Origin of the sequence: Bacillus sp. WMMC1349, assembly GCF_013155385.1 — a bacterium.
In the GTDB taxonomy this organism is placed as follows: Bacteria; Bacillota; Bacilli; order Bacillales; family Bacillaceae; genus Bacillus.
Genome location: NZ_JABJUQ010000007.1, coordinates 3720198 through 3734184 on the forward strand (window position 1 = coordinate 3720198; position 13987 = coordinate 3734184).

Below are 13987 nucleotides of genomic sequence, written 5' to 3' on the forward strand. Positions count from 1 at the left end.
TCTATCTGCTCGGGTAGAAAGGGTTTTTTGCTTTAGTGACAAAATTGTCATACCGATGTAAGGCAAATCGATAGTTTAAGATCATCAAAACAGAGTAAAGTTTTTTTTAACAAGGAGGTCACAACATGAGAATTTTTGAACTATTGCTTCTTTTGTCAAACATCGGTTTATTTGGATTAACAATGATGATGAAAAAAGGTGGACACAAAGTCAAACTGCTGCTCATTGCAAGCAGTTTGAGCGCGATTTTGTTGATCATTCACCTGATTACTGAAGGATTCAGAATACAGCTTGTCTTTCTATATTGTATGAGTTTTTTCTTTTTAGCGATTTCAGGTTATCGTTATTTTAAAAAGAACGCTTTTCAAAAAATATCAAGGTTTATATTAGGTACAGTTTATACGCTAATAGTGATCATGCTGATGATATCAGCCGTAAGCTTATATGCATTCCCGGTTTTTGAGCTACCTGAACCAACAGGAAAGTACCATGTAGGGACACAAACTTTTCATTTCGTTGACAAAAAGCGAGAAGAACTGTTTGATCAAGCAAGAAATACGAACAGAGAATTAATGGTTCAAGTATGGTATCCTGCACAACAGCCAAGTGGAAAGCCTGCTCCTTTTATAGCTGAACGTTCATTGCTGAAGGAAGAACCGTTATCCAAAACATTCGGGTTTCCTTCCATTACAATGGATTACTTGAAATACATTCCCGCCCACTCTTATGTAAAGGCCAAGATTTCTACAGAAAGCCGGTCCTACCCGCTCATCATTCTAAATCACGGCTATCAATCATCGAAAGTCTTCCATACATCACAAGCCGAAAATTTGGCTAGTCATGGCTATATCGTTGCTTCTATTGATCATACATATAGCACGTTTGCTACCGTGTTTCCAGATGGACGGACAACAACAATGAAAACAGATATGAATCAGATAGCTGAAACAAACTACCGTGATAAAGTAGGCAAAGTTTGGACAGATGATATCACATTTATCATCGATCAATTCGAACAAATGAATACCGGAAAAATTAAAACTCCGTTCAAAGGAAGACTGGACATGCAGCATATCGGGGTATTCGGACATTCTTTCGGTGGTGCTGCATCATACGACGTTGCTTCTGATTCGAGAATTACAGCAGGAATTGATATGGATGGCGGTCTTTACAATTATCATCGTAATCCGCGAATGACAAAACCATTTATGTTTATGTTCTCGGACATCACATTTAAACGATTCAATGAAATCCGACAACATCATGTTTACACAGATGAAGAAATCAAGGAAATGGGAGCTTCTAGAGCCGAAATTGAGAAGGAAAAGAAAGATACCGAATTGGAGATCGAACATTTCAAACATGTAGCACGTCACGGCGGTCACATCTTATATTTAAAAGGTTTGACGCACTATAACTTTGCCGATGTTCAGTTCCTTACTCCAGTATTACAGCACACAGGAATCACAGGAGATATCGATCCGACAAGAGCCAATTTCATCGTGAACAAGTATACATTAAGTTTTTTTAATAAATATTTAAAAAACAAAGACGACCATCTGCTGGATCAACCAATTGATCCATATCCGGAAGTCAAATTTGCCACGCCTCTGTTTAAGAAATAAACAATGCCCGGGCTTTTTGTCCGGGTATAAAATGTCTAACATTCTAATATGATGATTGATAACTATGTTGAGTGGAGTGGATTCAATGCATTATTTCATTGGAAAAAATCAAGATAATCATGCGCCTATTTCTAATGGCAACTGTTTAGCTTGGATTCAGCAATATGATATCGGTTGTCGTCCAGTAGATAAAATCAGCCAACTATTTTTCAAATACTTTGATATGTCAAGTTCCCTTTTAAATGATCCGGGATCTTATGTTTTAGTAAAAGATCACAATGAAAAAGTCTGGTATGATCCATATGGAATCGTTCAAGAGAAATTGGGGCAAATTGGTGAAATTGTGTCACTTGATCATACACGATATGTAAACGGTTTTGGCATCTATGAAGTCGTTTCACATAAGGGAAATACAGTTGTCAGAACAAAAACTTGGGCTCCTCCCAACCGAAATGCTATGATTCGTTCCATTGAAGTCAAGACCCTCCGCAGCAACCCATCGGAAGCAACCATCTATCCTGTCGTACACCTTCAAAATATTGTCCAAAGAATCAACCATACGTTTATTTCGCGAATTTCTGAAAATCAATGGCTTGCAACGACCGTTTTCCCTGTTGAGAAAGGGATTTCCGGAAATATCGCCAAGGCTGTCACAGGCAGTCAGACAACCATTTTTGAACATAGTCTACTCCCTGTCCCATTGGTCTTTACAACACCGCCTCAACACATTCCAGGCCGACAATTTAGTGAACCTATCTATCAAATATTTGCCGCAGGGACTTCTAAAGAAGCGGCTCTGCAAGAATTAGCATCTGCTTTAAAAGACATTAATAAAAGTGAACAAACAACAATGCAGGCTTGGCAAGCTTGGCACAAACAAACAATCGACATTGGTCCACTCTCTTCGAAACTCAACTATTTCTGGCGGGTTAGCAATACATTAGCAAAAATGAGTTTGCAGAGTGATGGCACACCTATCATTATTGGTTTTAAACCATACCAAGGAAATGTCTGGATTCGCGATAGTTTGTGGATTACAACCACATTAGCACTGGCACATCATCTAGATGATGCCGTCAGAGCGCTATATGCCACCCTCAGTTATTTGAAAAAGCGTCCAGATGGAAACTTTTACTTCGCCTATAATGTTGTGACTCGTTTACCAAATGAACATGCATTTGAAAACGATACGACAGGGCTGATTTTATACGGAATCTGGCAAGTGTGGTCTGTTGTTAGAGACGATCAGATCATAGATGATTTGTGGCCAATTATTAGCCAGTCAACCAATTGGATATTAGCAAACCGGGATGCTAGCGGGCTGATTCTTCCAGATGCAGGCATTTGGGAGACGTTCGGACCCCACTTAGGAGAACGTTTTGAACATATGACATGGACATCAGCCATTTCAGCGTTTGGCTTAATGAAAGCTGCGGAAATGGCTGACAAGATGTCTAAACATGAAAAAGCCGCCCAATTTAGACAGGGTGCCGTTCAACTCATTCAGGCGATCGCAAAACATAACGTTCATAATGGAATTGTCACTCGCTCAATGGAGACATCATTATTAGATTCATCTGTGACCCTATTTTTCTCTGAGTTTCCCATTTTCCCAAGCCAATGGTTAAAGCCAACTCTGGAAGCCATTCAAAAAAGACTGGAAGACCCATTGCTCGGCGGGATTTGGCGACACGAAAGTTTGACAACTGAAGAAGGTGACCTAAAGCCGTGGACTGGACCGACTTTTTGGGTAGGGGAAGCCTTTTTAATCGCACATCATCAACTTGAAGCCTGGAAATATTTTGACCATAATTATCAAAATAGTGCGTTTTGCGGACTTTTACCTGAATTGTTATATAGTAGAGGCCGGCCAAGAGGAATTGCAATGCCTAGTTATTCTCAGTCAGGTGTGATTCGATCTTTATTATTGTATCGAAACCGTTTCGGGAAAAAATAAAGCGAATGTAAAGAGAAAGAGCGGTTTTGGAGCGAATTGAACAATCTATAGGTTGTCTATGCTGAAAAAAGGGGCTGTCTAAAAAGTCCTTGTTCAACATGATCAGGGGAAATTGCGAGACTCCTGCGGAAACAGCGAGCCAGGCAAGACCCTGCAGGAGGAAGAAATGAGCTCCAAGGAGGCTCACGGATCGCCCGCGGAAAGCGAGCAAATTCCCCCATTTTTATTCATCCACACTACTTTCAAGGTAACCCCTTGATCTTACTTGAAGTAGAGCTATCTGATTTTATCACCTGGGAGAAATCTGTTGCCCATTTGGTATTCTCACACCTTTTTCAAGTCGATCTCCCCCACCTTTAGGCATACTAGGTCCATTTATATCCCGAAAAAACAATGGCAAACCTTCAGCCAAAAGCAGCACTTGATTTGGGTTTTGTCTTTGATGATGGATGTGCAAATGTGGTTCACTGCTCATCCCTGAATTCCCTGCTCGAGCTATTGGTGTTCCTTCTTTTACAACATCTCCCACTCTCACTTTCACGGAATCGCGCTTCAAATGAGCGAATACTAAATAAGTTCCTGTTTTTTCTATACGAATGAACAGATAATTTCCTAGCATCGACTTGAATTGATCTGCACCTGGTGCAATATCTTTTTCTCTATCATATGCACCTACAATAGTGCCTGATATAGGAGCTACAATTTCAGCTCCATAGATCCCATAGTCATCAAGTCTTGGACTGTCGATGACAGCCGGCTTTGCAAAGATATCATATGCCCAGCGTTCAGCAGGCAGCCACACATGATAGTTATCCTTTAGTGTATCTCCACCCCAAGCAATGATCGCTGGTTGATGAAAAGGTGAGCGAATCGATACAGCTGGTTTTACGGAATGTGGATCAGCGGGATATGCAATCTGACCTATTCCCAAAAACCAGCCGCCAGGCCAAGCTGAAACGAGAGAAATCATTAATAGAATACAAATATGTTTACCAATCGAGCGTTTCTTATATATTCTGATCAGTATTACAATGAAACATATGGTAAACGAAACAACTCCAGCTATACCAAAAACCATTAACCCCCACCAAGCATATGGTCCTGCTTCTCTTCCATAACATAAAACCGTTCCCCATAAAAGCATCAACACGACTGCAAAAACAATTGAAATATGTTTACTGCGAAACACGATTACTCCTCCATTTATGTGTTTTTATCCATCATAAATGGAGGCTCTTACTTTAAATGAAAGAAATCCTTACAACTTCATTAAGATTTTTCATACCTTGGAATTGAAATTGTGAACACCGTTTCAACTTCATTGCTGATAACATCTATTGATCCTGAATGGAGTTTTGCGATACTTTGCGCAACTGCTAACCCCATCCCCTTTCCTCCTGTATGTTCATTTCTTGATTTTTCTCCGCGGTAAAATCGTTCAAAAATATACGGCAGATCTTCTTTGGCAATAGCTTCCCCATAATTGATGATGTTGATGATGACATTTGTTTGCTTTAATAGAACTTCTACTTTTATTTTCTTGCCTGATTTCCCATAATGAATACTATTGCTGATGACATTTTGTAACAGTCTAACAAACAGACTGATATCTGCATGAATGTACAGTTTTTCATCCTGTCTGTCTAATGCAAATTGGATTGAGTTTTTTTCCAGTTGGGGAATGAAATCGATCATTACTTGCTCAATTAACCCCTGCACACTTACTTTTTCCATTTGAATGTTAATATTTTTATCATTTAGATTGGCATACTCAAGCAAATCATTAACCTGATTTTTCAAACTTTCGCATTTTGCTTCTAAAACTTCGATATAGTCATGACACAAGCTAGGGTTGTCCAGATTGAGTTTAGCCAATTCTATATATCCAGACAGAGATGTCAGCGGGGTTCTTAAATCATGCGATATATTGCTGATCATTTCATTTCTAGCTTGTTCTGATTGTTTTTGTTTCTCAAGAGAATCCTTGATTGTTTCGACCATTAAACAGATATTTTGAGAAAGTTCTCCAACTTCATCATTGGTTTTGATTTCAATCAGGCTATCAAAATTCCCTTTTTTCACTGAGTTGGCATAAGCATTAAGCTGTTCGATGCGCCTGATGATTGTTCGAGAAAAAATCATAAATGTGATCGTTGTGAAGATGAGGAATACGAGAAAATAAACAAATGTATATTGTTCTTCTATTCGAGCTAAATCATGATCACTTAAATCGAGCAGTTTCGATAATGTAATTTGAAAAACAATCATCATAAGCGATGCACAAATGATACTGAGGATGAATATCATTAAAAACTTAAACTGAACGCCTTTTAGTAGGTTAATTTTCAATCTTATAACCAACTCCCCAGACATTTTTAATAATTTGATCATCTCTTATTCCATCATTCAATTTTTCACGTAGCCGAGCAATGTGTACCATCACTGTGTTATGGCTTTCAAAATATCTTTCCTTCCATACACTCTCAAATATTTCCTCTAACGTATATACACGATTTGGCGTTTTTGCCAAAAGTAATAAAATCTCAAATTCCGTTTTTGTTAGCTTAAGCTTTTCTCCGTATAATGAAACATCTCTGGATTGTTCCTTTATTTCTAATCCATGAATCCGTATGGTTTGATCGATAGAGTTTGTTATGTTTTGGTTAAAAAACATGTATCTTCGTAACTGGGCTTTTACTCTAGCCAGCAGTTCGACAGTGCTGAACGGTTTGATGATATAATCATCAGCTCCAACACTTAAACCAACGACCTTATCTGTATCTGAATCTTTTGCACTTAACAGGATAATTGGAATATTGCTCTTTTCTCTAATTTGTCGACAAACTTCTATTCCATCTATCCCAGGCATCATAATATCAAGTATAAGCAAACAAACATGATGTGTTTCCATTAGACGAATGGCCTCAAAACCATCACTTGCTTTCAGAACATGAAATCCTTCATTCGTTAAATTGATGTCAAGCAATCTGACAATATCATCATCATCATCAACTACTAAAACGGTTTGCTGAGTCGTCATTTGATTCACTCCACTCTATGCTGTAAATCTTACTCATATTTTAGCACCTTATCATAAGAACCATAAGATGAAAAAAAGCTGAAAAGTATATGGAGGCTTTACTGTCAGGCAACCCGAGGATTTCAGCAATTTGTGACACTGTTCAGCGATGGAAATACCCATCCAACGTGATGACGACAAAAAAACTATAAAAAAGGTGATTTTTGTAGTTTTTTAGTAAAGTATGTCTCTCTTTGCTTGTTTTCCTCTTGTAGCCCAGCAGATATTTGATTTTTAATTTAGTGACGTATACTTTACTATTATGTTGTGCTACAATAAATATACAATATATGATCGAGCAGAAAATCCGCAATACACATGAATACAATTGATACAAAAGAACATAATATAAAACAAAAAGACCGAAGATGCTGACAACATCTCCGATCGGCAATAGAATAGCTCCTGTAAGGGAGTCGGCTTTATTTCCAATCAACTGTAGGAACGCCTAGATGTAGGAGTCGGGGCGTTCTTACTTTTTTTTGTTTGAGAAACTATGGGCAAGCGACAGAATCCCTACGATCAGGATTCCAAAAGAAATCATCAATTGAATAGCGCTTTCCACAGCCATGTTCTCACCTCCCCTCTTTCTAAACTGGAGGTGAGCCGAACGCCCCTACAAAAAGCCGATCTATTGCTAATTTTTACTTTATAGGAACTTTATGAAAAATACAAGACCCCAACCAAATTGGCAAGAGTCAGCTTATTCCTTTCACAATTTCCTTTTTAGAAGACCGTACAGGAAGGCGATAACTAGGACAGGTCCAATGCGTCAAATTCTTTTTCATGGAAGCTTCTGTTAGCTTTGAAAAAGCCCATCCGCCTCGTTTATCTGGTTTGTCGCCTAGAACCGCACCTTGAATCTTTTATTATGATAGGATTTTATACATTCAAATTGGCTGGCATCTAGTTATTTTCATGTATAAAGACTGTTTAACTGAAGATGTTCCAATACTTTCCTAATTTTGTGACTTTCTTTAAAAACGCGGTTTTCATGATCAGTAACAGTCTGATGAATATTTTTTGATTTTACTTGAAAAACCTTCCCTTAAAAACTGCACGACTTTTTATTGCATATATTGAACAGTCGTAGTACACTTGGGTTAACTTAATTAAATTAATTTATTAAGTATGTCTGATTAATAGGAGGAGTTATGAATACAGTAGCCGCTTTATCAAAAGAATTTCGCTCTATTTTCAATACGTCAAAGACTCCTAGAGCCTTTTTTGCACCTGGAAGAATCAACTTAATTGGAGAACATACGGATTATAATGGCGGTCATGTTTTTCCCGCCGCTATTTCATATGGCACATATGCACTCGGTCTGAAACGTGACGACCAAAAAATTCGCTTTTACTCAATGAATTTTCCTGACATAGGAATGATTGAATGCGAACTGGCTGATTTATCCTTTAATCAATTACACAACTGGACCAATTATCCAAAAGGGATGCTATATTTATTGAAAGAAGCTGGGCAACAAATTCTCCACGGGGCTGATATTTTGTTCTATGGGAATATACCAAATGGCGCAGGTCTCTCATCTTCAGCATCGATTGAACTTGCAACAGGTGTTTTATTAAATGAACTGTTCGAACTGAGAATGGAACCTATATCATTAATCAAGCTTGGCCAAAGAGTTGAAAACGCATACATCGGTGTCAACAGCGGAATTATGGATCAATTCGCAATCGGTATGGGTAAGAAAGATCATGCCATCCTCTTAAATTGCCAAACATTAGACTACAAATATGCTCCATTTACCTTACATGAGCATGTGATGATCATTATGAACACAAATAAGCAACGAACATTGGCTGGATCTAAATATAATGAAAGACGAATCGAGTGTGAAAAGGCATTAAGTGATTTACAAACGACACTTTCCATCAGCAGCTTAGGTCAATTAACAACTGAAGAATTCGAGACACATCGACATCTTATTCAAAATAAAGTAAATCAAAAACGGGCAAAACACGCGGTATACGAAAATGTCCGAACATTAAAAGCACTGGAAAAGCTTCAACAAGGTGACATGACAGCTTTTGGCATACTCATGAATGAATCCCATCTATCATTAAGGGATGATTATGAAGTAACAGGTCTTGAGCTTGATACGATTGTCCAAACTGCCTGGGAACAAAAAGGGGTGTTGGGCGCGCGGATGACCGGAGCTGGATTCGGCGGCTGTGCAATTGCCATTGTTGAGAAAGAAGCTGTTGAAGATTTCAAGAAAAATGTAAATAACATTTACCAACATACAGTTGGTTATGAAGCATCGTTTTATACAGCAGCAATTGGTGACGGTGCCAAAGAAATTGAGAGATGAGGTGTGTTTTAAATGAGTGTATTGGTTTTAGGCGGGGCAGGATATATTGGATCACATGCTGTCTACCAATTAGTTGATAAAAATGAAAGTGTTGTTGTTATTGATAATTTTGATACTGGTCAAAGAAACGCCCTCCATCCTGAGGCTGTATTCTATGAGGGGGATATCCGTGATATCGACTTCCTTCATTCTGTCTTTCAAAAAGAAGACATTGAGGCGGTCATCCATTTCGCCGCTCATTCTCTTGTTGGTGAATCAATGGAAAATCCTCTTAAATATTTTGATAACAATGTATATGGAACACAGGTATTACTGCAAGCGATGATTGAACATGACGTGAAAAATATTGTGTTCTCATCAACTGCAGCCACCTATGGTGAACCTGAATCAGTACCAATTACAGAAGCAATGCCAACAAGTCCGACCAGTACTTACGGCGAAACAAAACTGACTATGGAAAAATTAATTAAGCGAACTGCTGAAGCTCATGGAATCAACTATGTTTCCCTACGTTATTTTAATGTAGCTGGTGCAAGAGAAACCGGGGAAATCGGTGAAGACCACCATCCTGAAACACATCTTGTCCCCATTATCTTACAGACAGCTTTAGGTCAGAGACCGCACATTACGATTTTCGGAGATGATTATGACACTCCTGACGGAACATGCATCCGTGACTATGTCCATGTTGAAGATCTGATTGACGCCCATTTATTAGCATTAGAATACTTGCAAAACGGTGGCAAAAGTGATGTATTCAACCTTGGCAGCAACCAGGGCTTTTCCGTCAAAGACATGATCCAGACAGCTAGAATAGTTACTGAAAAAGAAATTCCTACGCAAGTCGGAGCGCGGAGAGCTGGTGATCCAAGTATTTTGATCGCCTCGTCTGACAAAGCAAAAAAAATACTCAACTGGAATCCATCTCGGACTTCTGTAAAAAAAATCATTGAAGATGCTTGGAAATGGCATTCATCACATCCAAACGGCTATGAAAAGGGAGTGTAACCGTGATTTACAGAAACATCGAGAGCCTCATTCAAAAAGCAGCTGCATTAAACTTAATTGAATCAGCTGATGTGATTTATACCCGAAATCAGGTCATGAATCTATTAAAGCTAGAATCATTTCCTGAAGAAATCGGCACTATTCGTGATGAACCCATCCCAGATTTGCTCGAAAAATTAGTAGCCTATGCTGTTGAGCATCACTTAATCAGTGAGACGATCAGTGACAAAGAAATATTATCTGCAAATATCATGAACTGTTTTGTCCCAAGACCATCGGTTGTTCATTCAGTTTTCAACCAAAAATACAAGGAATCACCTGTTGCAGCAACATCATATTTTTATCATCTGAGTAAAAACAGCAATTACATCCAAACAAAACAGATTGCAAAAAATATGAAATTTAAAGTGGATACCGCTTACGGTCAAATGGACATTACGATTAATTTATCAAAACCAGAAAAAGATCCTGAACAAATTAAACGAGAACGTGCCCTTAAGCAAAACCACAATTATCCAAAATGTCTTTTATGCAAGGAAAACGAAGGATACACTGGACGGCTTGGCTACCCGGCACGGGCAAACCATAGAGTGATTAAGATTCCTTTACTCGGAGAAAATTGGTTTTTCCAATACTCTCCATATGCTTACTATCACGAACACAGCATTTTATTTTCTGAAGAACATCGTCATATGAAAATTGATGAGCATGTCTTTGAAAGATTGCTCACATTTACAAAAAATTTTCCGCATTACTTTATTGGATCAAATGCAGATTTACCAATTGTCGGAGGCTCTATCTTAAGCCATGATCATTATCAAGCCGGCTGTTATGAATTTGCAATGACACGGGCGGATGCTGCTTTCTCCTTTCAGTTAACAGCTCATCCGGATATTGAAGCCTCTGTCTTAAAATGGCCAATGTCTGTCATCCGCTTAAAAGGAACAGCATTAAGCAACCTTTCCAAGGCGGCAAATGACATTTTTACGACTTGGCAAACATATTCTGATGAACTAGCGGATGTCGTCGCATTTACAAATGGTACACCACATAATACAGTGACCCCAATTGCGAGACAGCGCAACGGTATCTTTGAAATCGATCTAGTCTTGAGAAATAACCGAACAACAAATGAACATCCGCTCGGACTTTTTCATCCACATGCTGATGTTCACCACATCAAAAAGGAAAACATTGGATTGATTGAAGTGATGGGCTTGGCTGTCCTGCCTCCTCGTTTAAAAACGGAACTTACGGAAATAAAAGAATATCTGCTCGGTCAGCCAATCGAAGTCAAAACCTATCATCAAACATGGGCAGAAGAGCTCAGAAGTAGGTATGGAACACTTACGAACGAAGATCAAGCAGAAGAGATGTTACGTCAAGAAGTGGGTAAGAAGTTTGTAAAAGTGCTTGAAGATGCCGGAATATTTAAGGACCACGAAGCATTCATGCGCTTCATTCACGCTGTTAATCAGAAATGACATTCTGTTTTGTATGCTCCCCATAAAGTATCTGTCTACCTTATGGGGAGTTTTTATGTTTTAAAGAGATTGATTCTAACCACCACTACATATCAGATATATGACAAAGAAACAACCACTTGGAGATTGATTGCTTGAGGAAAAGACGAAATTGGAAATGTGGCATTATCCCACAACATACTGAAAGTAGCTGACATCCAAATTTTCTTCAGAAAAAGGACAGCCCTGCTATCATGGCGTTTTTTAATAGACAGTGCTAGACTAGAAACTAAAATAATCTAGTAATTTTATACATAGATTGAGTATTATGGATTTGAAGGAGGAGATTTATGAAAAAGTATGTTGTTATCGCTTTATGTACAGTGATGGTTATCGCTGGCGTTATTTTTGCTGTGATTTATAAAAACAAAGAAGAAAGTGATGCAAGTCATTTTCCGTTAACTACCCAGCAAAAAACGATGATTAAAAATGCAAAGAAGTCCGGTCAGGATTTGTCTGACGTGGAGGTTGACACGTTTACCATTGGTCAAGGAAAACGATTACTCGATGAATACTTTAAAAAACATCATTTGCATTATAAAGTTGGGTCGAAAGAGTATATCGAGTTTCTAGCTAGCATTGGTGAAAGCAGAGAATATCAAAAAAAACCTGAATTTACTATCATCGATTCGTATGCCGGTGTTTATCTATCAGAACTTCAAAAAGCTAATCCATTATTCTTTAAGTTTCATTTGAAGCGATCAACTTTGGATAAAACGATTAAAGAAATTCGTCTTGAACATAACAAATAAACTAAACTCTGAATGAACTTAGGGATGTTATCATATTTACAAATAGTGCACCACATTATACAATTACCCCTTTTGTAAGAAATCGCAATAATATTTTTGAAATTGATCTAGCCTTGAGAAATGAATCCACTCGGGTTTTTTCATCGACATGCTGATGTTCACCACATTTAGCTGTGCTCGGATGAGCAAAAGAAGTCGATATGGAACACTGGCTAACCAAGGAAGTCGTTAAAAGAAGTTGAGGTATAAGCAGACGCTTCATACAGTAGGAGCTGTCTAAAAAGGCCTTTTTCAACATCAATCAGGGGGAATTGCGAGACTCCTGCGGAAACAGCGAGCCAGGCGAGACCCAAGAGGAGCAAGGAACGAGCTCCGAGGAGGCTCGCGGATCGCCCGCGGAAAGCGAGCAAATTCCCCAATTTTTATTCATCCACACGACTTTCAGGACAGCCCCATTTTTTTGATTGGATCAAATAGTTCTACCAATAATAATGAAACTGCCCCTAATAATGTCGCATCATCACCCAGTTGAGTAACCGTCACCTTTGTTTGTCTAGCTTCAACAGTCAAAGCGTTTTTCTGTATCGTTTCGATGATGGTCGGCAACATGAATTTTTTGCTTTTCATGACACCGCCGCCTAAGACAATTTTTCTTGGATTGACAAGATGAATGAAGTTTGTTAAGCCGATTCCAATGATATGACCTGTTTCATGAAAAAGATCGACACAAGCTTGATTACCATTTTGGGCCATGTCAAACAAATCTTTAGCGGTTAATCGACTATCTTTCAACTGATGTCTTCCTCGTCTGGCAATTGCTGCTCCACTCACAAATGTTTGTAAACAGCCGCGATTTCCACATTCACAAACCTCACCATTCATATCAATTGTCATATGCCCAAACTCTCCGGCAATTCCATGAGCCCCATAATATAACTTCCCATTGATCACAACACCTGCCCCAACACCTCGGCCAATATTAACGACAGCCATACTAGCAATATCACCATGGCCTCCAAACCATGATTCACCTAGTGCCATTGCGCGAGCATCATTTTCTACCTTTACCCTTAAATCAAAGTCTTTTTCCAGCTCCGCTTGAATAGGTATGTTTTTCAAATTTAAATTAGGGGCGATCAGCGACATTCCTGTTTCAGTATCAACGACCCCGTGCATCGCGATTCCAATGCCAATGATTTTTTCTTGATTTACTTTAGACAAATCTAAAATTGAACGAATGACATCCTTTAAAACTATAATAAACTGCTCACCTGTAATCGGTTTTTTGAGCAGACAAGATGAGCGCTGAAGAATATGACCTGATAAATCAGTTAATACACCTTCCACCGCTTCAGGTCCCGCATCAACCCCGATGACATAAAAAGCACCTGTATGAATATGCAGCATTGTTGGCTTCCGTCCCCCGCTGGAGTGACCTAATCTGCTTTCCTTCACTAATCCTTGCTCTATTAGCTCTTTCACAATGCTGCTGACTGTCGGAGGCGTAATTTTCGTTTCCTTGGCAATCTCCGCTCTCGATATCGGCTCAGCTGTTCTGATCTTATTCAAGATGATCGATTTATTCACTGATTTCATTAATTGAAATGTTCCACGTTGCATAGGAAATCCTCCATTTAAAGCTACTATACATTTGATTGTATCACAGTTAATAAATTAAATTAATAAACATTTATTTACTTGTCTTAAAAATAG

At 38.6% G+C, this 13987-nt stretch carries 11 protein-coding genes; 6 read left to right on the forward strand and 5 right to left on the reverse strand.

The window, feature by feature from the left end; genetic code table 11:
- Positions 1–125: 125 nt before the first annotated feature.
- Together HOO54_RS21325 and HOO54_RS21330 are read left to right on the forward strand one after the other, a co-directional pair.
- Entirely contained in the window at positions 126–1625 is a 1500-nt protein-coding gene (locus HOO54_RS21325; RefSeq protein WP_172298879.1) for an alpha/beta hydrolase family protein, read from the forward strand.
- Between the two features lie 85 nt (positions 1626–1710).
- A complete protein-coding gene (locus HOO54_RS21330) occupies positions 1711–3582 on the forward strand; it encodes a glycoside hydrolase family 15 protein (protein ID WP_172298881.1) in 1872 nt (623 codons plus the stop codon).
- A gap of 289 nt (positions 3583–3871) precedes the next feature.
- Here the strand turns inward: HOO54_RS21330 and HOO54_RS21335 are convergent, their stop codons facing one another.
- From HOO54_RS21335 to comI, 4 genes are all read right to left on the reverse strand, one after another.
- On the reverse strand, positions 3872–4771 hold the full coding sequence (locus HOO54_RS21335; RefSeq protein WP_172298883.1) for a M23 family metallopeptidase: 900 nt from the start codon (positions 4769–4771) through the stop codon (positions 3872–3874).
- An 80-nt stretch (positions 4772–4851) separates the two neighbouring features.
- Positions 4852–5931: a sensor histidine kinase gene (locus tag HOO54_RS21340; RefSeq protein WP_253907729.1), complete on the reverse strand. Its 1080-nt coding sequence runs from the start codon at positions 5929–5931 to the stop codon at positions 4852–4854.
- On the reverse strand, positions 5921–6622 hold the full coding sequence (locus tag HOO54_RS21345; RefSeq protein ID WP_172298885.1) for a response regulator transcription factor: 702 nt from the start codon (positions 6620–6622) through the stop codon (positions 5921–5923). The genes HOO54_RS21340 and HOO54_RS21345 overlap by 11 nt, the downstream gene beginning before the upstream one ends.
- A 511-nt stretch (positions 6623–7133) precedes the next feature.
- Positions 7134–7232, reverse strand: coding sequence for a competence inhibitor ComI (comI, locus tag HOO54_RS24530; RefSeq protein WP_253907596.1), 99 nt, complete (start codon positions 7230–7232; stop codon positions 7134–7136).
- Positions 7233–7815: 583 nt separating this feature from the next.
- Here comI and HOO54_RS21350 point away from each other — a divergent pair.
- The 4 genes from HOO54_RS21350 (at position 7816) to HOO54_RS21365 (ending at position 12274) form a co-directional block, all read left to right on the forward strand.
- Positions 7816–8991, forward strand: a complete 1176-nt coding sequence (locus tag HOO54_RS21350; RefSeq protein ID WP_172298887.1) for a galactokinase — start codon at positions 7816–7818, stop codon at positions 8989–8991.
- Between the two features lie 12 nt (positions 8992–9003).
- Positions 9004–9999, forward strand: a complete 996-nt coding sequence (gene galE, locus HOO54_RS21355; RefSeq protein ID WP_172298889.1) for a UDP-glucose 4-epimerase GalE — start codon at positions 9004–9006, stop codon at positions 9997–9999.
- Between the two features lie 2 nt (positions 10000–10001).
- Positions 10002–11483: a UDP-glucose--hexose-1-phosphate uridylyltransferase gene (locus HOO54_RS21360; protein WP_172298891.1), complete on the forward strand. Its 1482-nt coding sequence runs from the start codon at positions 10002–10004 to the stop codon at positions 11481–11483.
- A 329-nt stretch (positions 11484–11812) separates the two neighbouring features.
- Entirely contained in the window at positions 11813–12274 is a 462-nt protein-coding gene (locus HOO54_RS21365) for a hypothetical protein (protein WP_172298893.1), read from the forward strand.
- Positions 12275–12715: 441 nt separating this feature from the next.
- On the opposite strand, the gene HOO54_RS21370 is transcribed toward HOO54_RS21365, so the two are convergent.
- A complete protein-coding gene (locus HOO54_RS21370) occupies positions 12716–13894 on the reverse strand; it encodes an ROK family transcriptional regulator (RefSeq protein WP_172298895.1) in 1179 nt (392 codons plus the stop codon).
- Positions 13895–13987 lie beyond the last annotated feature (93 nt).